Here is a 24,126-nt window from a genome sequence, read left to right on the forward strand (position 1 = left end):
TCAATTAACAGGATCGATCGCGCAGACAACACGAGCAACGATGTCTGCCATCGTTACGTCATCAAGCCGTTCAATGAACTTCGCCGAACCGTTACGAACACGCTCCTCGATATCGAAACTGCGTACTTGATTGCACACTGCGACTCCGTTCGTTTCGTGCCCCGAGACAGTGACAGCCAGACCTACGTTTCTACTGAAGCGCCCGCCGCTGGTCACCGGAACTGTCATGCTCACGCCAAGTGCGTTGATCTCCTTTGGCGTGATCACCACAAAACGATGCCGGTTCATCATTTCCCGACCTGCAACAGGGTTCGGGTCAATCCAATAGACGTCTCCCCGTTGCGGGGCTTGCCGACGCACCATTAGCCCAGCTCCCGGCCGACAGCATCACCTTCACGCGCCGACGCCGTCTGCTTGTTCAGCTCGATCATTTCCTCGGAGCCTTCAAGCAGCTCTGCAAGGCTGTAGCGCTTGCGGGCGGGCTCGACAACCGGACGGGCGATCAACTCACCATCAACCACATTCAGTTCAAGCTGTGCTCCAACATCCAGATGCAGAAGCTTCAGTAAGGTCGGCGGCAGAGTAATCACCGCAGCCCCACCTTGACGGCGTATTTTGGAAGTCACGGACATGGGAAAACTCCGATCCGATATTTGATAGGTATCGAATTCTCGATAAGTGCAACAAAAGTAGCACGCAGATAGAGACAAAGCGAACTCCTTACAAGGCGAGCCCAATAGACTGAGTTGCTTGCAGCGTAGCTTCGGATCCCATGCTGGACGGTCGAAAAATGTGAGCTGTTGCTACAGCTACCAATCGACCCTTTGGCTTGATAAACCACGGCCTCGACTCCAAATCTTCAGCATCGTTTGCGCAATCCTCAGGAGCTCACCATGACCGACCCACTCCTCATCCCTTGCCCCCACTGCAACGGCCTCAACCGGATTCCCGCCGAGCGCCTCAACGACCACCCCAAATGCGGTCGTTGCAAGTCCGAGGTTCTGTTGAACAAACCCTTCGAACTGAAGCAAGGCGACTACGCCAGTCAGATCAAGGGCGATCTACCGCTGTTGGTGGATGTGTGGGCGGACTGGTGCGGGCCGTGCAAGTCGTTTGCGCCGGTATTCGAGCAGGCAGCGGGGCAACTGGCGGGCAAGTGTCGATTGGCCAAGCTGGACAGCGAGGCGAATCAGCAGTTGTCGGCGCAGCTGGGGATCCGTTCGATTCCCAGCCTGATTCTGTTCAGGAACGGCCGGGAAGTCGCGCGCCAGAGCGGGGCCTTTCCGTTGACGCAGCTGATGAGCTGGTTGCGTAGTCAGGGGATTTAAGGCCGCACCAAATGACCTGTGGGAGCGAGCCTGCTCGCGAAGACGGTGTGCCAGTCGATGCTGATGGTGACTGACACGGCGCTTTCGCGAGCAGGCTCGCTCCCACAATGTTCGGTTTCGATAACGATAATCAGGCGTTCTCGAGCAGGTTGTGCAATTCGACGAACTGCTGTGTCAGCTTGTGCCGCGGGTCGAGGTGGATCAACGGTGTGTTGGCCTGGTGGGATTCGCGCATGCGCACCGAACTGCCCAGGTACACCGGGAGCACCGGCAGGCCTTCGGCGATCAATTCATCAAGTATCTGTTGTGGCAGGCTGGCGCGGGCCTGGAACTGGTTGACCACGATGCCTTCGACTTCCAGACCTTCGTTGTGGTCATCCTTCAACTCGTCGATTTCCGCGAGCAGACCATAAAGCGCCTGACGCGAAAAACTGTCGCAATCAAAAGGAATCAGCACGCGATCGGCGGCAATCAGCGCCGAAACCGCATAAAAATTCAATGCTGGTGGCGTGTCGAGGTAAATCCGGTCGTAGTCTTCGTCCAGTTCTTCCAGCAACTTTCGCAGCTTGTTGATCTTGTGCTTGGCTTCAAGCTTGGGCTGCAAGTCCGCCAATTCGGCCGTGGCGGTGATGACATGGAGATTGTCGAACGGGGTTTCGTAGATATCGACCTGGTTTTTCTTGGAGAAAGGTCCGGATGACAGGGTTTGCTTGAAGAAATCGGCAATACCCATCGGAATATCATTGCCGGTGAGTCCCGTCAGGTACTGAGTGGAGTTGGCCTGGGCATCGAGATCCACCAACAGGGTCCGATAACCCTCGCTGGCGCTGACCGCCGCCAGATTGCAGGCAATGCTGGATTTGCCCACGCCACCTTTCTGATTGAACACCACGCGCCGCATGTCAAAACCTCCGTGTATCAAAGAATGACCGAGTGTAGTGGTCCACGGCATGGCTTAGCTAGCATGCCGACACCGGGACGACAGGGTCATCGGCGATCTCCGGCTGAAAACACGGCAATCTCGCCCATGGACCTCCGCTAAAGCCGACAGACGGGCCGAACGCATTGTGAATAATTGTCAAACGTTCAGTTTTTGTGCACTAACCGGTACATCTCACTGTGCAAAATGTAACCAGCATTTGCTACAGGTTCCCGGCACCGGGATAATGCGCACCACTCGGCGCCAGGCGCCACGTAGAGTGAGTCGTGGTTTTCTGCCACTCACCGCGTCAAGCAAGCCCGCAGGGGCGGGATGAATGTCTGTGATCAATTTCAACATCGCCCAGTGGCGCGCATGGGCCCCAGGGCTCGAAAGCGTGGACGATTGGCAGGCCTGGAGCCGACAACCGGTCGCGTTGCCGGTCAGCGATGCGGCGCCCGACGTGTCGTTTCTGCCCGCCATGCAACGTCGACGCCTCAGCCGTCTGGCGCGGATGGCCTTCAGTGTCGGCTGGCCATTGGCCGAAGGCCACCAGGATCTGCCGCTGGTCTTCATTTCCCGCCACGGCGAAACGCCGCGCACCTTCGACATTCTCAGCGACCTGGCCGCCGATCAGCCGCTGTCACCGACCCAGTTCAGCCTGTCGGTCCATAACGCGATCATCGGCCTTTGGTCGATCATGCGTGGCGAAACCAGCGAAATGACAGCCCTCGCCGCTGCCGGAGATGGTCTTGAACACGGGATGCTGGAGGCGGCGGCCCTGCTCAATGAAGGCGCGCCCGCGGTATTGCTGGTGGTGACCGAAGAACAACCGCCTGAGGCTTACTCGACCTGGATCGACGATGTGCCGTTCCCTTATGCCGTGGGCCTGCTGATCACGCCTGGCACCGACTGGCAGTTGACCCTGAACAGCCCAACGGATGCGTTGTCCAAATCCCGCTGGCCCCATGCGCTGAATCTGTTGCGTACGTTGCTCGGCCAGCAAACCACCTGCCAACATGCCTGGAAAAATCGTGTATGGACCTGGCAACGCAACCCGTGACCGAAAAAAATCGCGACGCCTATTACTGGCGCCTGCTGGCCACCGCCGTGAGCTTTGCCCTGTTCGGGCTGGGCGGGCTGTGCCTGCGCCTGGTGGTTTTCCCGTTGCTGAGCTGCCTGCCGGGCGATGCCCAGACCCATCGGCAGCGCGCGCGGCAAACCGTCAGTCGCTGCTTCTGGTTGTTTGTACGGTTCATGGCCCGCGCCGGCGTGCTGACCTACGACATCCAGGGCGCGGAAAAACTGGGTCGGCCCGGGCAGATGATCATCGCCAATCACCCATCGCTGATCGATGTGGTGTTTCTGATCGGCCTGGTGCGCCATGCCAATTGCGTGGTCAAGCAAAGCCTGTGGGAGAACCCTTTTACCCGCAGCCCGCTGCGCCGGACCGAATACATCAGCAACGACGGCAGCATGGACATGCTCGATGCAGCCGCTGACGCGCTTAAAAGCGGCCAGACCCTGATCATCTTTCCCGAAGGCACCCGCACCCAGCCAGGCCAGGCGCCGGCCTTTCATCGGGGGGGAGCGGCAATTGCCGTGCGGGGTGCGAAAATCCTCACCCCGGTCGTCATCAAGGTCAATCCGACCACATTGACCAAGGCCGAGCCCTGGTATCGGATCCCAAAACGCCGCGTGCACTTCAGTTTCCGTGTCGGCGCCGATATAGACCCACAGGCCTTCGCCGCGCTGGGCCCTGCTCCTCAGGCCTCGCGCAAGCTCAACGACTATTTGCATTCTTACTTTATTAAGGAGCTCGCCGAAGATGAGCGATCTGAACACTCATAACCTGGTGCTGGAAATCAAAGATCTAATCATCGAAGCCCTGGGCCTCGAAGACATCAGCGCCCAGGATATCGGCGACGACCAGACGCTGTTCGGCGAAGGCCTGGGCCTGGACTCGGTGGACGCCCTGGAACTGGGCCTGGCCATCCAGAAAAAGTACGGCATCAAGATCGACGCCGACGCCAAGGACACTCGTAATCATTTCAGCAACGTGGCGAGCCTTGCAGCGTTCGTCACCGCAAAACAGGCAGCTTGAGACCGGACCATGCAAACTCGTGACGACATTTTCAATACACTGCGCGATGCCTTGGTCGAGCTGTTCGAACTGGACCCCGAGCGGGTGAGCCTCGAATCCAACCTGTATCAGGACCTGGAAATCGACAGCATTGACGCCGTCGACCTGATCGATCACATCAAACGTCAGACCGGCAAGAAAATCGCCGCCGAGGAATTCAAATCGGTGCGCACCGTCAGTGACGTGGTCGAAGCGGTCTACCGCCTGGTTCAACCGGCCGCATGAGCCGACTGATCGGCCTCGGCCTGCTGCTGGCAGGCCTGCTGTACCCCTTCGCGGTGTATTTCGGTATGGAGCATTTTGCACCGTGGCAGTTCGGTCTGCTGCTGGGCAGCCTGTGGCTGGCGCGAGCGCTGACCGGACGGCGGCGACCGGGCAGCCGATGGATGGCCATGGTAGCCATCGTGTTCTGCCTGTTGCTGGCGCTGTTCGACAGCCCGCTACTGCTGCGCTGGTACCCGGTCCTGATCAGCGGTTTCATGCTGGTGCTGTTTGGCGTGAGCCTGATTTACGGCCCGCCGATCGTCGAACGCCTGGCGCGCCTGCGCGAACCGCACCTGCCGGCCGAGGGCATTCGCTATACCCGCCAGGTCACCATCGCCTGGAGTGTGTTTTTTCTCTGCAACGGTTTGTGCGCCGCCGCCCTGACGCTTTGGGCGCCGCTGAGCTGGTGGATGTTGTACACCGGTCTGATTTCCTACGGATTGATAGGCCTGATGTTTGCCATTGAATGGCTCATACGACAACGGGTACGAGGCCACCCATGAATTGGATAAAACTTGAGCACCTGTTGCTCAAGGCTCAGCCGGAGCGCGCCGTAACGGCCGCACCGGCCCTGGATCACGCGCAACTGTGCGAACAGGCTCTGCGCCTGGCGGCTGGCCTGCAAGCCCGGGGCGTGCGGCGCATGACCGTGCACCTCGAAGACGCCGCCGACCTGGCGATTGCCCTGCTCGGGGCCTGGCGTGCCGGGGTGGCCGTTTTGTTACCGTCCGACCTGCAGGCTCATACTCGCCAGCGCTGGTCGAGCGAAGTCGACCTGTGGCTGACCGATCAACCGGGTGACGCCCATCTGGGCGACTTCCGGCATCCGCCATTGGCCGCAGAAGCGCTGGATCTGGATCGCTGCTCCCTGAGCCTGTGCACCTCCGGCTCCAGCGGCGACCCCAAGCGCATCGAAAAGAACCTGCGCCAACTGGCCAACGAAGTCGAAGCCCTGGAACGGCTGTGGGGCGCTGACCTGGGATCGGCCTGCATCATTGGCAGCGTTGCCACGCAACACATTTATGGCCTGCTGTTTCGGGTGCTGTGGCCGCTGTGCGCCGGCCGCCCGTTCGTGCGCAAGCAACTGGCCTTTCCGGAAGACCTGCAACGCGCCAGCCGCGAGCACAGCGCATTCGCCTGGGTCGCCAGCCCGGCGCTGCTCAAGCGCATGGGCGACAACCTCGACTGGCCAGCCTTGAGCGCGGTGCGTCGGGTGTTTTCTTCCGGTGGCGCATTGCCGGCCGAGGCGGCACAGAGCCTGCACGAGCGCCTGCATCAATGGCCGACCGAAATCTTCGGCAGCTCGGAAACCGGTGGCATTGCCTGGCGCCAGGGACAAAATCCTTGGCAACCCTTCGTCGATGTCGTGCTGAGTCAGGACAATGACGGCGCGCTGCTCATCACCTCGCCCTACCTGCCCGCCGGCCATGTCGAACACACCGCCGATGCAGCGCGAATCGCGGCCGATGGCCGTTTTGAACTGCTTGGGCGGCTGGATCGGATCGTCAAACTGGAAGAAAAACGCATCTCGCTGCCCATGCTGGAGCAGGCGCTGACGGCCCATGACTGGGTCGCTGAAGCACGGCTGGGTGTCGTTCAGGAAAACCGTGCCTCGCTGGGAGCGCTGCTGGTCCTGACCGACGCGGGGTTGCACGCCCTGCGCAATCTGGGTCGACGCGCACTCACGGAACACTTGCGCCAACACCTGAGCCAGCATTGCGAGGCCATCGCACTGCCACGGCGCTGGCGCTTGCTGCGACAACTGCCACTGAACGCCCAAGGCAAATTGCCCCAGGCCGACGTCGAAGCCCTGTTGCTGGCGCCGCGCCCCAAGGGGCCGGAGGTGCTGGAACAGCTCGAAACCGAGGGCGAATGGAGCCTGCAACTGGCGGTGCCACCGGACCTGGCCTATTTCAGCGGCCACTTCCCCAAGGCTCCTGTGCTGCCGGGTGTAGTGCAAGTGGAGTGGGCGATGAGCCTGGGCCAACAATTGATGAATCTGCCGGAAAAATTCGCCGGCATGGAAGTCCTGAAATTCCAGCAACTGGTGCGTCCGGGAGATGAAATTCAGTTACACCTGCGCTTCGACCCGGCCCGCGGAAAACTGTATTTCGCCTATCGCAATGAAACCGCCACCTGCTCCAGTGGGCGGATTTTGCTGGAGGCGGCGGATGCATAGGTTTGGCGAGTGCTGCGCACTCATTCGCGAGCAAGCCCGCTCCCACATTGGATTTTCACCTGACACAAATCCCCTGTGGGAGCGAGCCTGCTCGCGAAGCAGACACCTCGGTCCTTCAGGTGTGCCCCGACATGCATAACCCCTGCGCCGTCATCCCGGTCTACAACCACGAAACCGCGATCACCACCGTGGTCGACGCGCTGCTCGCCAGCGCACTGCCCTGCATTCTGGTGGACGACGCCAGCGATAAACCCTGCGCCGAGGTCCTGGATCAACTGGCCCGCCGCGACAACGTTCACCTGATTCGCCTCGCCGCTAACCAAGGCAAGGGCGGCGCCGTGATGACCGGTCTGCGCGAAGCGTCGCGCCTGGGCTTCAGTCATGCCTTGCAGGTGGACGCCGACGGCCAGCACGACCTGCAAGACGTTGAACGCTTCATCGAACACTCACGCAGCCATCCCGAGGCTGTGGTCTGCGGCTATCCGCAATACGACGCCAGCGTGCCGAAAGGTCGCTTGTACGCTCGCTACCTGACGCACGTCATGGTCTGGATCAACACCCTGTCGCTGCAGATTCGCGACTCCATGTGCGGTTTCCGCGTCTATCCGCTGCCACCGGTGCTGGCGCTGATCGACACTGCGAAGATCGGCAAACGCATGGATTTCGACTCGGACATTCTGGTGCGCCTGGCCTGGCGCAACCAGCCGATGCGATGGCTGCAAACCCGGGTCCATTACCCCTTGGACGGTGTTTCGCATTTCCGGATGTTCCACGACAACGTTTTGATTTCGAGCATGCACACCCGGTTGTTCTTCGGCATGTTGCTGCGCTCCCCCCTGATTCTCTGGCGGCGGTGGCGAACATGAATGCCGACAAGCAACACTGGGCCGACCGTGAGGAGCGCGGCAGTTTCTGGCTGATGAAATTCACGGCGTTCGCCGCCAAAGTCCTTGGGCGCCGGCTGTTGAGCCCATTGCTGTACGGCATCGTGTTGTACTTTTTCCTGTTTGGTCGTAGCGCCCGCCATAGCGCCTGGCAGTACCAGCGACGACTCGCCGACTGGAGTGGTCGCCACGAGCTGCGCCCGACCCATTGGCGCGTGTTCGGCCAGTTCATGGCCTTCGCCGACTCCATGCTCGACAAGCTCGATGTATGGAACGGCAAGCTGAGCATCGAGCAGATCGAAATAATCGACCCGGCACTGCTGCGCAACCAGTTGCGCGGCACCCGCGGGCAGATGCTGGTGGGCGCGCACCTGGGCAATCTGGAAGTCTGCCGCGCACTGGCGGAGATTGGCGAGAAGGTGACGATGAACGTGCTGGTGCACACCAAGCACGCCGAGCAGTTCAACCGTTTGCTGGGCGAAGCCGGCGCGACCAATCTGCGCCTGATTCAGGTCAGCGAACTGGACCCGGTGATCATGCTGCAACTGCACGAACGCCTGGAGCGCGGCGAATGGCTGGCGATTGCCGGCGATCGCGTGCCGCTGCATGGCGGACGCAGCGTGACTGTGGACTTCCTCGGTCACCCGGCCAGGTTCCCGCAAGGACCATGGCTGCTGGCCGGCCTGCTGAAATGCCCGGTCAACCTGCTGCTGTGCCTGAAGAAACCCGATGGCGATTATCGACTGCCCCTGGAACCGTTCGCCGAGGCGATCACCTGGAAACGCAGCGACCGCGAGCAGGTCATTCATCAGTGGGCTTCCCGCTATGCCGAGCGCCTGGGTCACTATTGCCTCGAAGCCCCTCAACAATGGTTCAACTTTTACCCTTTCTGGAAGACCGATGACGACGCCAACGCTTGAGCCGGTAACCTTCGGCGAACGCCCTTTGCGCATTGAAGACGTGTTGGCCCTGGCCAACCGCCAGGCGCCGACGCAGCTGCAGAGCGATCCCGCGTACCGCGAGCGCATCGCCAAGGGCGCGCGCTTCCTCGATTCCCTGCTGGACAAGGAAGGCGTGATCTATGGCGTGACCACCGGCTACGGGGACTCCTGCGTGGTGGCGGTACCGCTGCATCACGTCGAGGCGCTGCCCCGTCATCTGTACACGTTCCACGGCTGCGGCCTGGGCAAACTGCTCGACGCCCAAGCCACCCGCGCGGTGCTGGCGGCACGTTTGCAGTCGCTGTGCCACGGCGTCTCCGGGGTGCGTGTGGAGCTGCTGGAGCGCCTGCAAGCCTTCCTTGAACACGACATCCTGCCGCTGATCCCGGAAGAAGGCTCGGTCGGCGCCAGCGGCGATCTGACGCCACTGTCCTACGTCGCCGCGACGCTGTCCTGCGAACGCGAGGTGATGTTCCGTGGCGAACGCCGTCAGGCTGCCGACGTGCATCGCGAACTCGGCTGGGCGCCGCTGGTGCTGCGCCCGAAAGAAGCCCTGGCGTTGATGAACGGCACGGCCGTGATGACTGGCCTCGCCTGCCTGGCCTACGCCCGCGCCGACTACCTGCTGCAACTGGCGACCCGTATCACCGCGCTGAACGTGGTCGCCCTGCAAGGCAATCCGGAGCACTTCGACGAGCGCCTGTTCGCCGCCAAACCGCATCCGGGGCAGATGCAAGTCGCCGGCTGGTTGCGCAAGGACCTGGCAATCGACGCACCGACCGCGCCCTTGCATCGCTTGCAGGACCGTTACTCCCTGCGTTGCGCGCCCCATGTCCTCGGCGTGCTGGCCGACAGCCTGAACTGGCTGCGCTCATTCATCGAAATCGAGCTCAACAGCGCCAACGACAACCCGATCATCGACGCCGAGGCCGAACGCGTGCTGCACGGCGGGCACTTCTATGGCGGCCACATCGCCTTCGCCATGGACAGCCTGAAAAACCTGGTGGCCAACGTTGCCGACCTGCTGGATCGCCAGCTCGCACTGCTCGTGGACGAACGCTACAACCATGGCCTGCCGAGCAATTTGTCGGGCGCCAGCGCCGAGCGGGCGATGCTCAACCACGGCTTCAAGGCCGTGCAGATCGGCGCCAGCGCCTGGACTGCCGAAGCGCTGAAAAACACCATGCCGGCCAGCGTGTTCTCGCGCTCCACCGAGTGCCATAACCAGGACAAGGTGAGCATGGGCACCATCGCCGCCCGGGATGCGATTCGCGTGCTGGAGCTGACCGAACAGGTCGCCGCCGCCACGCTGCTGGCCGCCAATCAGGGCGTCTGGCTGCGCGAACAGTCCGCAGACGCACGCCCGTTGCCGCCGGCCCTGGCCGCCATGCACGAGGAACTGGCCAAGGACTTCCCGCCGGTCATCGAAGACCGCGCGCTGGAAGGCGAACTGCGCCTGTGCCTGCAACGAATCGCCGAACAACACTGGAGGCTGCATGCGTAGCAAGGGAGTGCTCCACACCGATACGGAAATCCTCGTGCCGTTCTTTGACGTCGACAGCATGAACGTGGTCTGGCACGGCCATTACGTCAAATACCTGGAAGTCGCCCGCTGCGCGTTGCTGGACAAGATCGGCCACAACTACAGCGCCATGTCCGAGTCGGGCTACGCTTGGCCGGTGATCGACCTGCAACTGCGCTATGTGCGCGGCGCAGTGTTCGGTCAGAGGCTGAATGTGCGCGCCAATCTGGTGGAGTGGGAGAACCGTCTGAAGATCAATTACCTGATCAGCGATCTGGACACTGGTGAGCGATTGACCCGCGCCGTCTCCGTGCAGGTCGCCGTCGACATGAGCAATCGCGAGATGCTGCTGGCTTCGCCGAAGGTCTTTACCGACGCCGTCGAGAGAGTGCTCGCATGAATGTCCGCCACTTCCCTGTGGGAGCGAGCCTGCTCGCGATGGTCGTTAACGATGACGCTGGGCACCTGACACCCCGCGCCGTTCTCAGGTTTTTCGCGAGCAGGCTCGCGCCTGCAGTTTTCTGCGTATTGCTGGGTATTCCGGGGCTGGCTCATGCTTTCGATCTGCAACAGCTCAGCGATCAACTGGCCAAGCCAGATGTGATCCACGGCAATTTCATCCAGGAAAAACACCTGCGCGCCCTGCCCCAGCCGCTGACCAGCAAGGGCACCTTCGTCCTGGCGAAAAACCACGGCCTGCTGTGGCTGCTGAAAACGCCCTTGCAGCAGGATTACCGCATCACCGCCAAGGGCATCGCCCGACGTGACGCCAGCGGTTGGCAGATGCTGCCGGGCAAGAGCGCCGGCGCCGAGCAGAACCGCTTGTTCCTCGCCGTGTTGCAAGGTGACAGCAGCGGGCTGCAACGGGATTTCGAACTGTCGCTGAGCGGCGACGCGCAAAACTGGAAACTGACGCTGGTGCCACGCTCGATGCTGCTCAAGCAGGTGTTCAACCAGATCAACATCACCGGTGGCGAACTGGTGCACAGCATCGAATTGCTGGAAACCCAGGGCGACAGCACCCTGTTGCGCATGCAGGACAGCACGAGCGCCCAACCCTTGAGCGACGCGGAGCAACATGACTTTGCCGAGTGAGCGGATGCTGCCGCGACTGTTCCTGATCCTGCTGCTGGCTGTGCTGGCGCTCGCCGGTTGGCAATGGCGCGACGGCGCCCCCTTGTCGGCCAACCTGATGGAACTGGTGCCCGGCACCGCGCCGGACGCCCTGGAGTTGCGCGCCGAACAACGCATGCAAGAGCCGCTGAACCGCGAAATGCTGGTGCTGGTGGGCCATGAAAATCGCGAACAAGCCATCGCCATGGCGCGGAAACTGGGCGATCAATGGCAAGCCCGCGGCCTGTTCGAAAAGGTCCAATGGAACCTGCAAGCCGACTTGCCGGCGTTGCGCGCGCAACTGTTGCAAGGTCGCCTGGCGATGCTCTCGACGGAAGATCGCCAACAACTGATCGAACATCCCGACGCCTTCATTCAGCAGCGGGTGCAAGCGCTGTTCGATCCCTTCACCGGTTTCAGCCTGGTGCCCAGCCAAGACGACTGGCTGGGCTTGACCGGACGCATCCAGAACAGCCAGCCGCAACACGGCGCGGTGCAACTGGACATCGGCAGTGGCGCCTTGATTGCCGATGCCGATGGCAAGAGTTGGGTATTGCTCCGGGCGCGGACCACCGGCAACGCCTTTGACATGAACCTGCCGCTGCAAGTGGCGGATCTGCTGCAACACAGCCGTGAAGAAGCGGCCGAATCAGGCGTGCAACTGCTGGCGGCCAGCGGCCTGCTGTATGCCGCCAACGGACAGAAACAAGCCTCCCGTGAGATGACCTGGGTCGGTGGCGGGGCCACGGTCGGCATTTTGTTGTTGCTGTTGCTGGCCTTCCGCCGTTGGCGGGTGTTGCTGGCCTTCGTCCCGGTACTGGTCGGCATGTTGTTCGGTGCGGTGGCCTGCGTGGCGCTGTTCGGCCATATGCATGTGATGACCCTGGTGTTGGGTTCGAGCCTGATCGGCGTCGCCGTCGATTACCCGCTGCATTACCTGTCCAAGAGCTGGAGCCTGAAGCCCTGGCACAGCTGGCCAGCCCTGCGCCTGACCTTGCCGGGCCTGACCTTGAGCCTGATCACCAGCGCCATCGGATACCTGGCGCTGGCCTGGACTCCGTTCCCGGCACTGACCCAGATCGCGGTGTTCTCCGCCGCCGGTCTGCTCGGTGCCTACTTGTCTGCCGTGTGCCTGCTGCCGGCATTGCTCAGAAATGTCGAACTGCGTCCGGCGCAGTGGCCGCTACAGGTTTCCGTATTTTTGCTGGGTCTTCGCGAGGCGCTGCTCAAACGCCTGAGTACACCGGTCTTGCTGGCGCTGTTGATTGCCTTCTGCGCCGGCGGTCTTTTGCAACTCGAAACGAAAAATGACATCCGCCAATGGGTCGGCGCACCACAGCAACTGACCGATGAAGCGCAGACCATTGCACGAATTACCGGTTATCAACCCACCAGCCAGTTCTTCCTGATACAGGCCGCTGATCAACAGCAATTGCTCGAACGCCAGACCGCCCTCAATGAGCGCCTGGATCAACTGGTCAACCTGGAAAAACTGCAGGGCTACCTGTCACTCAATCAGTTGGTCAGCCCGCCGAACGAACAGCGCAAGGCGCGCGAAGCGTTGAGCAAGCTGCCACAACGCTGGCAGCCATTGATCGATGTCGGCGTGCCCGTGGAAGCACTGCAAGCCGAATTGAAGGCATTGCAGGCGCTGCCCGTCGAAGACATCGACGCGGCGCTGGCAGGGCCCTTGGGCGAGCCTTATCGCCTGTTGTGGCTGGGGCCGACCGATGACGGCGTGGCGGCGATGGTCAGCCTGCAAGGCCTGAACAATCCGTCTCTGTTGCGGGTCCAGGCCGCGGACTTGCCGGGCGTGAAACTGGTGGATCGGCTGGGGGAGTTGAACCGTGTGTTCGCCGCGACGCAGATCAGCGCCGCCGAACTGAAACTCGCCTCCTGCGTGCTGATCGTGCTGGTGCTGATCCTGCCGTTCGGCTTCGGTGGCGCATTGCGCATCGTGTCCCTGCCGCTGCTGGCGGCACTGTGCAGCCTGGCCAGCCTCGGCTGGCTGGGGCAACCGTTGACCCTGTTCAGCCTGTTCGGCCTGTTGCTGGTGACGGCGATCAGCGTCGACTACGCGATCCTCATGCGCGAGCAAGTCGGCGGTGCCGCCGTGAGCCTGCTGGGCACCTTGCTGGCGGCGTTGACCACTTGGCTGTCGTTCGGCCTGCTGGCGGTGTCGAGTACGCCGGCGGTAAGTAATTTCGGCCTGTCGGTCAGCCTGGGCTTGGTGTTCAGCTTCATGCTCGCCCCCTGGGCCGGTCGACAGGTGCATGTGGCCACGGTCGCGGAGCCGACAGCATGATGATTGCTCTGTTCTGGGCGATGGCCCTGACGCTGTTCGCCGTGGCAACCCGGGTTGGCCGCTACTTCGGCCTGATCCCGATCGTCAGCCAGCTGCTGTTGGCGACCGTCGGTTTGCCGCTGCTGATGTATTTCTGGATCGAACCGCACTGGCAATTGAGCGGCGCGGCGCTGGTGTCGCCCATCTGGCTGAAAAACCTCTACAGCCTGAGTTTCGCGCTGTTGCTCGGCTATATCCTCAGTGACGTGATCGACCTGCAACTGGACCGCCAGAGCCTGAAAATCGCCCTGCCGAGCTTCTGCATTCCGTTTGCCTGCGGCCTCGCCACGGCGATCTGGCTGCTGCCACCGCAACCCTGGCTCAGCTCCCTCGCGGTCGGCCTGTTGTTCGCCATTACCGCGATTCCTGTGTTGTACCTGTACCTGCGGCATATCGATTACCCAACTGCCGCGACCCGGCGACTGGTGCAGACCGCGATCCTCATCGACCTCACCTGCTGGACGCTGTTTGCCATCGCACAGGGCACCCTGCACTTGAGCAGCCTGCTGCTGCCGTTGGCCGGCGCCTGCCTGCCCATCCTGTTGAGGCTGCTGGGCCTGCGCCAGCTGTGGCTGTACAGCCTGGGCTTTTTCGCCCTGCTGGTGGTGGCGGAGCACTACAAGCTTAATGCGCTAATCTTCGGCATCGGTTACGTGTTGATCATGGCCGCGCTGAAGGCGCCGCTGGTGCTGCCGCTGCCGGCGATCTGGATGAGCCGCCTGCAGACCTACGTTGCCATTCCACTGATCCTCACCTTCGGCATCGTGCAGATCAACGTGCACAGCGCCATGGACAGCCTCGGCTGGGTGCAATTGGCGGCGCTGCTGCTGATGCCAATCGCCAGCAAACTGCTGGGCAACTGGCTTGGCCTCGGCTGGGCCGGTGCCTCGTTCCAGGGCGCCAGCCGCTGGCGGGAAAGCGTGCTGCTGAACATTCGCGGCTTGAGTGAAATCGTGTTTCTCAACCTGTTGCTGCAACAACAGCTCATCAGCCCGGCGCTGTACTTTGCGCTGATGCTGATGGGCCTGATCGCGACATTGCTGCCGGCACTGGCCGGCATGCACCGGATTCCCCTGAACGCTGCCGCCCCGGCAAGGAGCCCCCATGCCAACCGTTGAAACGGAACATCGCCAGATCGTGATCATCGGCGCAGGCCCTTCGGGTGCCATCGCCGCCGCGCTGCTCAAGCGCAAGGGACACGATGTGCTGGTGATCGAGCGCCAGCACTTCCCACGGTTTTCCATCGGCGAAAGCCTGTTGTGCCACTGCCTGGATTTCGTCGAAGAAGCGGGCATGCTCGACGCCGTCAACGCCGCCGGTTTCCAGCTTAAAACCGGTGCCGCATTCGCCTGGGGCGAGCAGTACAGCACCTTCGATTTCAGTGAAACCTTCACCCACGGCAAGCCGACGACCTTCCAGGTGCAACGCGCCGATTTCGACAAGCTGCTGGCCAATCAAGCGGCGCTGCAAGGCGTCGAGGTTCGCTATGGCGAAGCCATCGTCAGCGTCGATATCGAACAGGAAAAGCCGTGGCTGGATGTGCGTCGCGAGGACGGCAGCGAGTACCGCGTCGAGGCTGATTTCATGCTCGACGCCAGCGGATACGGGCGCGTCCTGCCACGCCTGCTCGACCTCGAGGCACCGTCGAACTTCCCTATACGCCAAGCCGTGTTCACCCACGTTGAGGACAACATCGACAACCCCGGTTTCGACCGTACCAAGATCCTCGTCACGACCCACCCAACGAAGCGCGATGTCTGGTTCTGGACCATCCCGTTCAGCAACGGGCGATGCTCGGTGGGCGTGGTGGCGGCGGCAGAACACTTCGAGGGCCGCACCGATAATCTGGACGAGTGCCTGCGCGGCTTCATCGCCGAGACGCCCAGCCTGGCCGGCGTACTGAACAATGCCGTGTGGGATACGCCCGCGCGAACCATTGGCGGATACTCGGCTAACGTCAAAACCTTGCATGGGCCGGGTTTTGCGCTGCTGGGCAACGCGGCGGAATTCCTCGACCCGGTGTTCTCCTCCGGCGTCACCATCGCCATGCGTTCGGCGAGCATGGCGGCGGCCCTCTTGCACCGCCAATTGCAAGGCGAAGCGGTCGACTGGCAACGCGAGTTCGCCGAACCGCTCAAGCGTGGCGTCGACACCTTCCGCTGCTACGTCGAAGGCTGGTACGCCGGCACCTTTCAGGACGTGATTTTCCACGAGGCCAGCTCACCGGACATCCGCCGCATGATCAGTTCGATTCTCGCCGGCTACGCCTGGGACGAACGCAACCCGTTCGTCAGCGAAGCCAGACGTCGGTTGAAGGTGATTTCAGAACTCTGTGCAAGGACTGCGTCATGAGCTATTTGAGCGACAACTACGTCGAAGAAACCCGTTTCGGCCTTTGGTTCCTGCGCAGCCGCACCTGGCAGCACTATGTGCTGCGCGTGGCGATCAACGATTTGCGCAGCCTGTTCAGCGAAGCCCCGCCGAGCCAGCCAGTGCTGCTGGATGTCGGTTGCGGCCAGGGCAAATCGTTCCGGTACTTGCACCAGACCTTTGTGCCCGGGCGTCTGATCGGCGTTGATGCCGACCCGTACAGCCTGAACCGCAGCGGCGAAGAAGCGGTCAATCACGGTATGAAGGTGGAGTTGATCGGCAGCGATTGCGCGAGCCTTCAGGTTCCCGACGCCAGCGTCGACCTGTTGTTCTGTCACCAGACCTTCCATCATCTGGTGGAGCAGGAACGGGCATTGGCCGAGTTCTACCGCGTGCTCAAGCCTGGCGGCTACCTGCTGTTCGCCGAGTCCACCGAGGCTTACATTGATACCTGGGTCATTCGCTGGCTGTTCCGGCATCCGATGCAGGTGCAGAAGAGCGCGGCGCAGTACCTGGAGATGATTCGCCGTCAGGGCTTTGAATTCGGGCCGCAGAATGTGTCTTACCCCTACTTGTGGTGGAGTCGGGCCAAGGATTTCGGCTTGCTGGAGCGCCTGGGCCGTCGGCCGAAACCCTTTGGCCAGCGGGAAGAAACCCTGGTCAATGTGGTGGCGCGCAAACCGCTGGAAGGTGCTGTCTAATGTTCACAGTCAATCCCTGTGGGAGCGAGCCTGCTCGCGAATGCGGTACATCCGTCAACAAACAGGTTGGATGTGACGCCCTCTTCGCGAGCAGGCTCGCTCCCACAGGGGTAGTCGGTGTTCTCCTGCTTTGCGTAGCCCTGTTGCTGAGCGCCTGCGCCAGCAAGGCGCCGCTGCCCGAGCAGACCCCGAACCTGACGTTGCCACTGCAATTGCACATCCAGCGACTGCAAGCCGAACAGCGTCAGGACTGGGTGCTGGTGATCCAGCGTGAAGGCCCGGCCATTCGCTGGTCGATGATGGACCTGCTGGGCATTCCCCAGGCACGCCAGAAACTGGTGGACGGTGAATGGCGCGCTGACGGACTGCTGCCGCCCAACCCGGAAGCCCGGGAACTGTTCGCGGCGCTGCTGTTTGCGCTGACACCGCAGGACGAGTTGCACGGCAACTATCCGGCGGCCTGGCAACATGGCGCACAACGCGCCTTGCCGGAGCGCTGGAACGTCCGATATTCACAACCGATGAGCTTTGAATTGAACCTGCCCAAAGGCCCGAAATACCAAGTCACACCGCTGAGCGGGGAGGCACCATGACCGCCTACCTGAACGCCCTTGGGGTTATCTGCTCCCTGGGCCATGACAAGCACGAAGTCGCACGCAATCTGTTTGCCGGCGATTGCTCCGGCATGCGCAGTGAAAAGGGCTGGGTGCCAGAGCGGTCATTGCCCGTAGGCGCGGTGTGTGGCGAGCTGGCGGCGGTTCCCGCCGAATTGTCCCGGCAAGACACCCGCAACAATCAGCTGCTGATGGAAGCCGCCCTGCAAATTCGCCAGGACATCGATCAGGCCATCCAGACTTACGGTCGCGATCGTATCGGTGTCGTGCTGGGCACCAGCACCTCCGGCATCGACGAAGCCAGCCGGGGCCTGGCCCGTTACATCCGCGAACATCAGTTCCCGCCGGAATACGACTACCAGCAACAGGAACTCGGCGCCCCGGCGAACTTTCTCGCCGACTGGCTGAAACTGAGCGGCCCGGCCTATGTGATTTCCACCGCTTGCACCTCCAGCGCAAGGGCGCTGATGAGCGCCCAGCGCCTGCTGGATCTGGGGGTCTGCGACGTGGTGCTGTGCGGCGGCGTCGACAGTTTGTGCAAACTGACCCTCAACGGGTTTACGGCACTGGAAGCGGTTTCGGATCAACGTTGCAACCCGTTCTCGGTGAATCGCAACGGCATCAACATTGGCGAAGCGGCCGTGCTGTTCCTGATGAGCAAGCAGGCGGGCGGCAACCCGCCGATTGCCCTGCTCGGCAGCGGCGCGAGCTCCGATGCGCACCATATTTCTGCGCCGGAGCCCTCGGGTCGTGGCGCTTTGCAGGCCATGCGCAAGGCCTTGGGTCGGGCTCACCTGCAACCGCAACAGATCAGTTATCTGAACCTGCACGGCACCGCCACCCAACACAACGACGCCATGGAAAGCCAGGCGGTCGCCACGCTGTTCCCGACTGGGGTGCCCTGCTCTTCGACCAAGCCCATGACCGGCCATACCCTCGGCGCAGCCGGTGCGCTGGAAGCCGCGTTCTGCTGGTTGAGCCTGAGTGCGGATAACCGCAAACAGGCATTGCCGCCCCATCTCTGGGACGGTCAACCGGACCCTGGTTTGCCTGCTCTTGATTGGGTGACCCCGGCCGATCACCTGACGTCCACTGGTCCCCGCTACCTGATGAGCAATTCCTTCGCCTTCGGTGGCAATAACGTCAGCCTGATTATCGGAGACGCCCCATGATTGACTGGCCGCTCGCCGAACTGCTGCCCCACGCTGGCGACATGATCCTCATCGACCGGATCCTGGCGTTCGATGCGGAGCAGATTCACACCTGCCTCACGGTTAAACCCGACGGCCTGTTCAATCACCCCGATGGCAGCTTGCCGGCGTGGGTCGGCATTGAACTGATGGCCCAGAGCGTCGCCGCCTTCGCCGGTTGCCATGCGCGCCAGCGCGGTGATGCGGTCGAGCTGGGCTTCCTGCTGGGCAGTCGCAAGTTCGAATGCAACGTCGACCGTTTTCCGGCCGGCACCGAACTGACCATCCATGGCCTTCGCTCGCTGGAGGACGACAACGGCATGGGCGTGTTCGAATGCCATATCAACGCGCCGGGCATTCATGCCACCGCCCGTCTGAACGTGTACCGCCCGCCGCAGGCCACTCAATATCTCCATGAGCCCCAAGGCTCTTCACAAGGAACGCAGCCATGACTGAATCCGTACTCGTCACCGGTTCCAGCCGTGGCATCGGCCGCGCCATCGCCCTGCGCCTGGCCAAGGCCGGGCATGACATCGTGCTGCATTGCCGCAGCGGCCTGGCGGACGCCCAGGCGGTACAGGGCGACATCGAGGCCTTGGGGCGCAAGGCGCGCATCCTGCAATTCGACGTGTCCGACCGCGCCGCCTGCAAAGCCATTCTGGAAGCCGACGTGGAAACCCACGGCGCCTACTACGGCGTGGTGCTCAACGCCGGACTGACCCGTGACGGTGCTTTTCCGGCGCTGAGCGAGGATGATTGGGATGTGGTGATGCGCACCAACCTCGACGGCTTCTACAACGTGCTGCACCCGGTGATGATGCCGATGATCCGTCGTCGCGCGGCCGGGCGAATTGTCTGCATCACCTCGGTGTCCGGGTTGATCGGCAACCGTGGCCAGGTCAACTACAGCGCCTCCAAGGCCGGGCTGATCGGTGCGGCCAAGGCATTGGCGATCGAACTGGGCAAGCGCAAAATCACCGTCAACTGTGTCGCACCCGGCCTGATCGACACGGCAATGCTCGACGAAAACGTGCCGGTGGAAGAACTGATGAAAATGATTCCCGCACAACGCATGGGCACCCCTGAAGAGGTCGCCAGCGCCGTGAATTTCCTGATGTCGGCGGAAGCCTCGTACATCACTCGGCAGGTGCTGGCCGTCAACGGAGGCTTGTGCTGATGAAGCGCGTCGTCGTCACCGGCATGGCCGGCATCACTTCATTGGGCAGCGACTGGGACACCATCGCCGGCAACTTCGCGGCCAACCGCAGCGGCATCCGCCGGATGGACGAGTGGGATCGTTTCACCGAACTCAACACCCGCCTGGCCGGGCCTATCGATGACTTCAAGGTGCCGAGCCACTGGACCCGCAAACAACTGCGCAGCATGGGCAGGGTCTCACGGCTGGCGGTTGGGGCGGCGGAACAGGCCTTGACCGACGCCGGGTTACTCGGCGACGAATCGATCAAGGACGGACGCATGGGCGTCGCGTGCGGTTCCTCCACCGGTAGCACCGACGAGATCAAGGCGTTCGGCAACATGCTGCTCAACTCGGTGGCCGAAGGCCTGAACGCCAACTCCTACGTGCGCATGATGCCGCACACCACGGCGGCCAATATCAGCATTTTCTTCGGTCTCACCGGCCGCCTGATCCCCACCTCAAGCGCTTGCACCAGTGGCAGCCAGGGCATCGGCTATGCCTACGAAGCCATCAAGTTCGGCCGCCTGCCGCTGATGCTCGCCGGTGGTGCCGAAGAGCTTTGCCCGACCGAGGCCATGGTCTTCGATGCGCTCTATGCCACCAGCCTGAAAAATGACACCCCGCACTTGTCCCCGCGCCCTTACGACACCGGTCGTGACGGTCTGGTGATCGGTGAAGGCGGCGGGATGCTGGTGCTCGAAGAACTGGAGCACGCCCTGGCACGGGGCGCGCACATCCATGCCGAGATCGTCGGTTTCGGTAGCAACGCCGACGGCCAGCACACCACCCGTCCGGAGCAAGTCACCATGCGCCGGGCCATGGAACTGGCACTGGAAGACGCCGGACTCAAACCGTCGGACATTGGTTACGTCAACGGCCACGGCACCGCCACCGAACAGGGCGACATCGCCGAAACCCAAGCCACCAGCAGCCTGTTCGGCGAGCACATGCCGATCAGCTCGCAGAAAAGCTTCCTCGGCCACACCCTCGGCGCCTGCGGTGCGCTGGAGTCCTGGTTCAGCATCGAAATGCTCAACCGCGACCTGTACGTGCACACACTCAACCTCGATGAAGTCGACCCCAACTGCGGCAAGCTCGATTACCTGCGCGGCGAGTTCCGACAGATGAGCCATCAGTTCGTGATGAACAACAACTTCGCGTTTGGCGGGGTGAATACGTCGCTGATCTTCAAGCGCTGGGCGTAACCCTGTGGGAGCGGGCTTGCTCGCGAAGGCGGTGCGTCAGGCGACATTGATGTTGGATGTGCCGGCCTCATCGCGGGCAAGCCCGCTCCCACAAAGGTCGGGGATTACGAGGGATCAAGGTTATCCAGCACCCGATTCACCGCCAGTTCTCCAAGCATGATCGACTGCTGAATCCCCAACAATTTTTGGCCCTGCGACCCTTGTAAATCCCTCGCAAAATCACTCGCCATGACATTCGCCGACGCCAGCGATACGCAGGCGTATTCCAGCAGGGTGTAGTTGTCGATATCGGGGGCGATGAGGAAGATCGGGCTGGGTTGGCGTGGCGTGTCCGGATCGGTGTCCGGTGGATTGGGTGTATGGGTCATGAGTCAGCGTCCTGAAAAAGAAGGGTGGCAGCTGTACGCAGGTTAGTAGACCGGTCCACATCAATCCGGCGCGCCCGAAGGCGCCCTGCGCACAGCTACCGTCAAGGGCAGGTATGGACATACCTGCCTATCAGGAGCGCCAATGCGCTAGATATGAAAACGGGCTACTAAACCCGATCACTGACCATCAGTGACGCGAATCAAGTTAGCGATGGCCCTCAAAGCGCACAAGCCGGCGGATTCTGGAGTAGGTGTAGGCCGCGCCGCAAGGCGATGTAGCCTGTGGGAGGGATTTCAGAAATGCCCTACAGCCTAGGTTGAAATGATAGGTAGTCCGGTGCCTGGCTGATGGTTTTTTGGTGTTCTTGCGATCGTCTTCGCGAGCAGGCTCGCTCCCATAGTTAGCGCGTTCCAATGTGGGAGCGAGCCTGCTCGCGAATGACTGCGAAGCAGTCACGCTTTCAGCGGTTCAACCTTCCTCGTCAACAACTCCACAAACGCCCGCGCCATCGGCGACTTCTGATCCTTGCGCTGCACGAGCCACACCGCCGATACCGCCGCCGGATCGAGCAATGGCCGATACACCACGCCATCGATGCGCATCCGCTGATAGGACGCCGGCAGTACCGACACCCCCAACCCCGCCGCCACCAGCCCGATGATAGTCATCGCCTCGCCCGCCTCCTGGGCAAAGTGCGGGCTGAAGCCAGCGTCCCGCGCCAGGCTGAGCAATTGTGCGTACAGGCCACTGCCGTAGCTGCGCGGGAAAAACACGAAGGGTTCGAGGGCCAGGGCTGACAGGAACAAGCCCTCTTCACTGCCCTTCACCAGCGGATGCTTGGAACTGAGCACCGCGACCAGTGGCTCGCGCATCAGTTCGACCACACTGAGTGAATCGGGCAACCCCAGCGGCCGCATGATTCCAACTTCGATCGATTCGTCCACCAGCGCATCGGCCACTTGCGTACTGCTCATTTCCCGCAAATTCAGATGCACCGCCGGAAAGCGCTGGCGAAACGAGAAAATCGCCTGGGGAATGGTCGAGTTGAACGGCGCCGACGAGGTGAAGCCGATTTTCAGTTCGCCCAACTCGCCCAACTGCGCCCGCCGCGCGACGTCCGCCGCTTTGTCGACCTGCGCCAGCACCAGCCGCGCCTCTTCCAGAAACAACCGACCAGCCTCGCTGAGCTCGACCCGACGATTGGTACGCTCGAACAATCGCGCGCCGACCTCCTGTTCCAGCGCCTGAATCTGCTGACTCAACGGTGGCTGAGAGATGCCCAGCACCTGAGCGGCGCGGCCGAAATGGAGTTCTTCGGCGACGGCGATGAAGTAGCGCAAATGGCGCAATTCCATGAAAACCTCATTAGGTCGTTAAAGCTATCAAACAGGTCGAACAATATATTGGATTGAATCATTAGCCAGCTATATGCTTTTTCCATTGCCTGACCGGCTGTACGCCATCCGAGGTCCAACGTGAAAACTGCTGTCGCTCCACTTGCCCATGAAGTTTCCCCCTCAGCACTGGACGATGTTGCCGTCGAACTGAAGGAGATCTACATCGAAAAAGGCACGCCTGCGTTCATGCGCACAGTGCTGGCACTGTTCTGCGGCGGCTTCGCGACCTTCGCCCTGCTCTACTGCGTGCAGCCGATGATGCCGCTGCTGTCCCATGAATATTCCATCAACGCGGCCCAAAGCAGCCTGATCCTCTCGGTGGCCACCGGCATGCTCGCCATCGGCCTGCTGATCACCGGCCCGATTTCTGATCGCGTCGGGCGTAAACCGGTGATGGTCGCGGCCCTGTTTGCCGCCGCGCTGTGCACCATGGCCAGTGCGATGATGCCGAGCTGGCATGGCGTGCTGGTGATGCGCGCCTTGATCGGCTTGTCATTGAGCGGCCTGGCCGCGGTCGCCATGACCTACCTGAGCGAAGAAATTCACCCGCAACACATCGGCCTGGCCATGGGCTTGTACATCGCCGGCAACGCCATTGGCGGGATGAGCGGTCGTTTGATCACCGGCGTATTGATCGACTTCGTCAGCTGGCACACGGCGATGCTGGTGATCGGTGGCCTGGCCCTGATCGCGGCGGCGGTGTTCTGGAAAATCCTTCCAGAGTCGCGCAACTTCCGCGCCCGTTCATTGCATCCGCGCAGCCTGCTTGACGGCTTCACCATGCACTTTCGCGACGCCGGCCTGCCGCTGCTGTTCCTCGAAGCCTTTGTACTGATGGGCGCCTTCGTCACCCTGTTCAACTACATCGGTTACCGCTTGCTGTCCGAGCCGTACCACATGGAGCAGGCTTTCGTCGGGTTGCTCTCGGTGGTGTACCTGTCGGGCATTTACAGCTCGGCGAAAATCGGTTCGCTCGCCGACAAACTGGGACGGCGCAAAGTGCTCTGGAGCACCATCGTGCTGATGATCGCCGGCCTTGCCCTGACGATGTTCACGCCGCTGCCATTGGTCATCATCGGCATGCTGGTGTTCACCTTCGGCTTCTTCGGCGCCCATTCGGTGGCCAGCAGCTGGATCGGCCGCCGCGCCACCAAGGCCAAGGGCCAGGCGTCGTCGCTGTACCTGTTCAGCTACTACGCCGGGTCGAGCATCGCCGGCACGGCGGGCGGGGTGTTCTGGCATCTGGGCGGCTGGAACGGTATCGGCCTGTTCATCGGCGCGCTGCTGCTGGTGGCATTGGGGGTGGCGTTGAAGCTTTCGAAGTTGCCGCCGCTAGGCGGTGTAAAGGCCTGACGCAGACCAAAATGTGGGAGCGGGCTTGCTCGCGAATGCGGTGGGCCAGACAACAAATCTGTCGACTGACACTCCCTCTTCGCGAGCAAGCC

The 24,126-nt window shown here is 61.9% G+C and carries 27 protein-coding genes; 22 read left to right on the top strand and 5 right to left on the bottom strand.

Going from position 1 to position 24,126, the window contains the following annotated elements; genetic code table 11:
* Together HNQ83_RS04125 and HNQ83_RS04130 are read right to left on the bottom strand one after the other, a co-directional pair.
* Window positions 1-363, bottom strand: a complete 363-nt coding sequence (locus HNQ83_RS04125) for a type II toxin-antitoxin system PemK/MazF family toxin (protein ID WP_175387798.1) — start codon at window positions 361-363, stop codon at window positions 1-3.
* Window positions 363-632, bottom strand: coding sequence for a PbsX family transcriptional regulator (locus HNQ83_RS04130; protein WP_175387799.1), 270 nt, complete (start codon window positions 630-632; stop codon window positions 363-365). Before HNQ83_RS04130 ends, HNQ83_RS04125 begins: the two co-directional genes overlap by 1 nt.
* Before the next feature lie 261 nt (window positions 633-893).
* Between HNQ83_RS04130 and trxC the strand changes: the two genes are divergently transcribed.
* Window positions 894-1,328 carry a thioredoxin TrxC gene (trxC, locus tag HNQ83_RS04135; RefSeq protein ID WP_175387800.1) on the top strand — a complete coding sequence of 145 codons (435 nt, stop codon included), beginning with the start codon at window positions 894-896 and terminating at the stop codon, window positions 1,326-1,328.
* Window positions 1,329-1,458: 130 nt separating this feature from the next.
* Here the strand turns inward: trxC and HNQ83_RS04140 are convergent, their stop codons facing one another.
* Window positions 1,459-2,229 carry a ParA family protein gene (locus tag HNQ83_RS04140; protein ID WP_175387801.1) on the bottom strand — a complete coding sequence of 257 codons (771 nt, stop codon included), beginning with the start codon at window positions 2,227-2,229 and terminating at the stop codon, window positions 1,459-1,461.
* A gap of 355 nt (window positions 2,230-2,584) precedes the next feature.
* On the opposite strand from HNQ83_RS04140, the gene HNQ83_RS04145 reads away from it, so the two are divergent.
* The 20 genes from HNQ83_RS04145 to HNQ83_RS04240 all read left to right on the top strand — a co-directional run bounded on the left by HNQ83_RS04145 (window position 2,585) and on the right by HNQ83_RS04240 (window position 20,915).
* A complete protein-coding gene (locus tag HNQ83_RS04145) occupies window positions 2,585-3,310 on the top strand; it encodes a beta-ketoacyl synthase chain length factor (protein WP_175387802.1) in 726 nt (241 codons plus the stop codon).
* Window positions 3,286-4,098, top strand: coding sequence for a 1-acyl-sn-glycerol-3-phosphate acyltransferase (locus tag HNQ83_RS04150; RefSeq protein WP_175387803.1), 813 nt, complete (start codon window positions 3,286-3,288; stop codon window positions 4,096-4,098). The genes HNQ83_RS04145 and HNQ83_RS04150 overlap by 25 nt, the downstream gene beginning before the upstream one ends.
* Entirely contained in the window at window positions 4,076-4,351 is a 276-nt protein-coding gene (locus tag HNQ83_RS04155) for a phosphopantetheine-binding protein (protein WP_175387804.1), read from the top strand. The genes HNQ83_RS04150 and HNQ83_RS04155 overlap by 23 nt, the downstream gene beginning before the upstream one ends.
* Window positions 4,352-4,360: 9 nt before the next feature.
* The gene (locus tag HNQ83_RS04160) at window positions 4,361-4,615 is read left to right on the top strand and encodes an acyl carrier protein (RefSeq protein ID WP_007992314.1); all 255 of its coding nucleotides are present in this window, start codon (window positions 4,361-4,363) and stop codon (window positions 4,613-4,615) included.
* Window positions 4,612-5,157: a hypothetical protein gene (locus tag HNQ83_RS04165; protein WP_175387805.1), complete on the top strand. Its 546-nt coding sequence runs from the start codon at window positions 4,612-4,614 to the stop codon at window positions 5,155-5,157. Before HNQ83_RS04160 ends, HNQ83_RS04165 begins: the two co-directional genes overlap by 4 nt.
* A complete protein-coding gene (locus tag HNQ83_RS04170; protein WP_175387806.1) occupies window positions 5,154-6,833 on the top strand; it encodes an acyl-CoA synthetase family protein in 1,680 nt (559 codons plus the stop codon). The genes HNQ83_RS04165 and HNQ83_RS04170 overlap by 4 nt, the downstream gene beginning before the upstream one ends.
* A 131-nt stretch (window positions 6,834-6,964) precedes the next feature.
* Window positions 6,965-7,699, top strand: coding sequence for a glycosyltransferase family 2 protein (locus HNQ83_RS04175; RefSeq protein WP_175387807.1), 735 nt, complete (start codon window positions 6,965-6,967; stop codon window positions 7,697-7,699).
* Window positions 7,696-8,637 (top strand): glycosyl transferase, encoded by a 942-nt coding sequence (locus HNQ83_RS04180; protein WP_175387808.1) that lies wholly within the window; start codon window positions 7,696-7,698, stop codon window positions 8,635-8,637. Before HNQ83_RS04175 ends, HNQ83_RS04180 begins: the two co-directional genes overlap by 4 nt.
* Window positions 8,618-10,162 (top strand): histidine ammonia-lyase, encoded by a 1,545-nt coding sequence (hutH, locus tag HNQ83_RS04185; RefSeq protein ID WP_175387809.1) that lies wholly within the window; start codon window positions 8,618-8,620, stop codon window positions 10,160-10,162. The genes HNQ83_RS04180 and hutH overlap by 20 nt, the downstream gene beginning before the upstream one ends.
* Window positions 10,155-10,580 carry a thioesterase family protein gene (locus tag HNQ83_RS04190; RefSeq protein WP_175387810.1) on the top strand — a complete coding sequence of 142 codons (426 nt, stop codon included), beginning with the start codon at window positions 10,155-10,157 and terminating at the stop codon, window positions 10,578-10,580. Before hutH ends, HNQ83_RS04190 begins: the two co-directional genes overlap by 8 nt.
* Window positions 10,577-11,275 carry an outer membrane lipoprotein carrier protein LolA gene (locus tag HNQ83_RS04195; protein ID WP_175387811.1) on the top strand — a complete coding sequence of 233 codons (699 nt, stop codon included), beginning with the start codon at window positions 10,577-10,579 and terminating at the stop codon, window positions 11,273-11,275. Before HNQ83_RS04190 ends, HNQ83_RS04195 begins: the two co-directional genes overlap by 4 nt.
* Entirely contained in the window at window positions 11,259-13,598 is a 2,340-nt protein-coding gene (locus tag HNQ83_RS04200) for an MMPL family transporter (protein WP_175387812.1), read from the top strand. The genes HNQ83_RS04195 and HNQ83_RS04200 overlap by 17 nt, the downstream gene beginning before the upstream one ends.
* Window positions 13,595-14,755: a sodium:proton antiporter gene (locus HNQ83_RS04205; RefSeq protein WP_175387813.1), complete on the top strand. Its 1,161-nt coding sequence runs from the start codon at window positions 13,595-13,597 to the stop codon at window positions 14,753-14,755. Before HNQ83_RS04200 ends, HNQ83_RS04205 begins: the two co-directional genes overlap by 4 nt.
* On the top strand, window positions 14,742-15,989 hold the full coding sequence (locus HNQ83_RS04210) for an NAD(P)/FAD-dependent oxidoreductase (protein WP_175387814.1): 1,248 nt from the start codon (window positions 14,742-14,744) through the stop codon (window positions 15,987-15,989). Before HNQ83_RS04205 ends, HNQ83_RS04210 begins: the two co-directional genes overlap by 14 nt.
* A complete protein-coding gene (locus HNQ83_RS04215) occupies window positions 15,986-16,708 on the top strand; it encodes a class I SAM-dependent methyltransferase (RefSeq protein WP_175387815.1) in 723 nt (240 codons plus the stop codon). Before HNQ83_RS04210 ends, HNQ83_RS04215 begins: the two co-directional genes overlap by 4 nt.
* Window positions 16,708-17,301 (top strand): hypothetical protein, encoded by a 594-nt coding sequence (locus HNQ83_RS04220; protein ID WP_175387816.1) that lies wholly within the window; start codon window positions 16,708-16,710, stop codon window positions 17,299-17,301. The genes HNQ83_RS04215 and HNQ83_RS04220 overlap by 1 nt, the downstream gene beginning before the upstream one ends.
* Window positions 17,298-18,494 (top strand): beta-ketoacyl-[acyl-carrier-protein] synthase family protein, encoded by a 1,197-nt coding sequence (locus tag HNQ83_RS04225; protein ID WP_175387817.1) that lies wholly within the window; start codon window positions 17,298-17,300, stop codon window positions 18,492-18,494. Before HNQ83_RS04220 ends, HNQ83_RS04225 begins: the two co-directional genes overlap by 4 nt.
* A complete protein-coding gene (locus tag HNQ83_RS04230) occupies window positions 18,491-18,964 on the top strand; it encodes a hotdog family protein (RefSeq protein WP_175387818.1) in 474 nt (157 codons plus the stop codon). The genes HNQ83_RS04225 and HNQ83_RS04230 overlap by 4 nt, the downstream gene beginning before the upstream one ends.
* Window positions 18,961-19,689, top strand: a complete 729-nt coding sequence (fabG, locus tag HNQ83_RS04235) for a 3-oxoacyl-ACP reductase FabG (RefSeq protein WP_175387819.1) — start codon at window positions 18,961-18,963, stop codon at window positions 19,687-19,689. Before HNQ83_RS04230 ends, fabG begins: the two co-directional genes overlap by 4 nt.
* Window positions 19,689-20,915, top strand: a complete 1,227-nt coding sequence (locus HNQ83_RS04240; protein ID WP_175387820.1) for a beta-ketoacyl-ACP synthase — start codon at window positions 19,689-19,691, stop codon at window positions 20,913-20,915. Before fabG ends, HNQ83_RS04240 begins: the two co-directional genes overlap by 1 nt.
* A gap of 104 nt (window positions 20,916-21,019) precedes the next feature.
* Here HNQ83_RS04240 and HNQ83_RS04245 read toward each other — a convergent pair whose 3' ends face one another.
* On the bottom strand, window positions 21,020-21,283 hold the full coding sequence (locus HNQ83_RS04245; RefSeq protein ID WP_175387821.1) for a DUF6124 family protein: 264 nt from the start codon (window positions 21,281-21,283) through the stop codon (window positions 21,020-21,022).
* A 453-nt stretch (window positions 21,284-21,736) separates the two neighbouring features.
* The gene (locus HNQ83_RS04250; protein WP_175387822.1) at window positions 21,737-22,639 is read right to left on the bottom strand and encodes a LysR family transcriptional regulator; all 903 of its coding nucleotides are present in this window, start codon (window positions 22,637-22,639) and stop codon (window positions 21,737-21,739) included.
* A 120-nt stretch (window positions 22,640-22,759) separates the two neighbouring features.
* Here HNQ83_RS04250 and HNQ83_RS04255 point away from each other — a divergent pair, with 120 nt between their 5' ends.
* Window positions 22,760-24,034, top strand: coding sequence for an MFS transporter (locus HNQ83_RS04255; RefSeq protein WP_175387823.1), 1,275 nt, complete (start codon window positions 22,760-22,762; stop codon window positions 24,032-24,034).
* Window positions 24,035-24,126: the final 92 nt, after the last annotated feature.

The organism is Pseudomonas sp. C2B4, from assembly GCF_013359695.1.
Taxonomy (GTDB): domain Bacteria; phylum Pseudomonadota; class Gammaproteobacteria; order Pseudomonadales; family Pseudomonadaceae; genus Aquipseudomonas.

Bases quoted from the DNA above. Each gene is read 5' to 3' on its own strand.
- HNQ83_RS04125 (WP_175387798.1), bottom strand. From the start codon at position 363: ATGGTGCGTCGGCAAGCCCCGCAACGGGGAGACGTCTATTGGATTGAC.
- HNQ83_RS04130 (WP_175387799.1), bottom strand. From the start codon at position 632: ATGTCCGTGACTTCCAAAATACGCCGTCAAGGTGGGGCTGCGGTGATT.
- trxC (WP_175387800.1), top strand. From the start codon at position 894: ATGACCGACCCACTCCTCATCCCTTGCCCCCACTGCAACGGCCTCAAC.
- HNQ83_RS04140 (WP_175387801.1), bottom strand. From the start codon at position 2,229: ATGCGGCGCGTGGTGTTCAATCAGAAAGGTGGCGTGGGCAAATCCAGC.
- HNQ83_RS04145 (WP_175387802.1), top strand. From the start codon at position 2,585: ATGTCTGTGATCAATTTCAACATCGCCCAGTGGCGCGCATGGGCCCCA.
- HNQ83_RS04150 (WP_175387803.1), top strand. From the start codon at position 3,286: ATGGACCTGGCAACGCAACCCGTGACCGAAAAAAATCGCGACGCCTAT.
- HNQ83_RS04155 (WP_175387804.1), top strand. From the start codon at position 4,076: ATGAGCGATCTGAACACTCATAACCTGGTGCTGGAAATCAAAGATCTA.
- HNQ83_RS04160 (WP_007992314.1), top strand. From the start codon at position 4,361: ATGCAAACTCGTGACGACATTTTCAATACACTGCGCGATGCCTTGGTC.
- HNQ83_RS04165 (WP_175387805.1), top strand. From the start codon at position 4,612: ATGAGCCGACTGATCGGCCTCGGCCTGCTGCTGGCAGGCCTGCTGTAC.
- HNQ83_RS04170 (WP_175387806.1), top strand. From the start codon at position 5,154: ATGAATTGGATAAAACTTGAGCACCTGTTGCTCAAGGCTCAGCCGGAG.
- HNQ83_RS04175 (WP_175387807.1), top strand. From the start codon at position 6,965: ATGCATAACCCCTGCGCCGTCATCCCGGTCTACAACCACGAAACCGCG.
- HNQ83_RS04180 (WP_175387808.1), top strand. From the start codon at position 7,696: ATGAATGCCGACAAGCAACACTGGGCCGACCGTGAGGAGCGCGGCAGT.
- hutH (WP_175387809.1), top strand. From the start codon at position 8,618: ATGACGACGCCAACGCTTGAGCCGGTAACCTTCGGCGAACGCCCTTTG.
- HNQ83_RS04190 (WP_175387810.1), top strand. From the start codon at position 10,155: ATGCGTAGCAAGGGAGTGCTCCACACCGATACGGAAATCCTCGTGCCG.
- HNQ83_RS04195 (WP_175387811.1), top strand. From the start codon at position 10,577: ATGAATGTCCGCCACTTCCCTGTGGGAGCGAGCCTGCTCGCGATGGTC.
- HNQ83_RS04200 (WP_175387812.1), top strand. From the start codon at position 11,259: ATGACTTTGCCGAGTGAGCGGATGCTGCCGCGACTGTTCCTGATCCTG.
- HNQ83_RS04205 (WP_175387813.1), top strand. From the start codon at position 13,595: ATGATGATTGCTCTGTTCTGGGCGATGGCCCTGACGCTGTTCGCCGTG.
- HNQ83_RS04210 (WP_175387814.1), top strand. From the start codon at position 14,742: ATGCCAACCGTTGAAACGGAACATCGCCAGATCGTGATCATCGGCGCA.
- HNQ83_RS04215 (WP_175387815.1), top strand. From the start codon at position 15,986: ATGAGCTATTTGAGCGACAACTACGTCGAAGAAACCCGTTTCGGCCTT.
- HNQ83_RS04220 (WP_175387816.1), top strand. From the start codon at position 16,708: ATGTTCACAGTCAATCCCTGTGGGAGCGAGCCTGCTCGCGAATGCGGT.
- HNQ83_RS04225 (WP_175387817.1), top strand. From the start codon at position 17,298: ATGACCGCCTACCTGAACGCCCTTGGGGTTATCTGCTCCCTGGGCCAT.
- HNQ83_RS04230 (WP_175387818.1), top strand. From the start codon at position 18,491: ATGATTGACTGGCCGCTCGCCGAACTGCTGCCCCACGCTGGCGACATG.
- fabG (WP_175387819.1), top strand. From the start codon at position 18,961: ATGACTGAATCCGTACTCGTCACCGGTTCCAGCCGTGGCATCGGCCGC.
- HNQ83_RS04240 (WP_175387820.1), top strand. From the start codon at position 19,689: ATGAAGCGCGTCGTCGTCACCGGCATGGCCGGCATCACTTCATTGGGC.
- HNQ83_RS04245 (WP_175387821.1), bottom strand. From the start codon at position 21,283: ATGACCCATACACCCAATCCACCGGACACCGATCCGGACACGCCACGC.
- HNQ83_RS04250 (WP_175387822.1), bottom strand. From the start codon at position 22,639: ATGGAATTGCGCCATTTGCGCTACTTCATCGCCGTCGCCGAAGAACTC.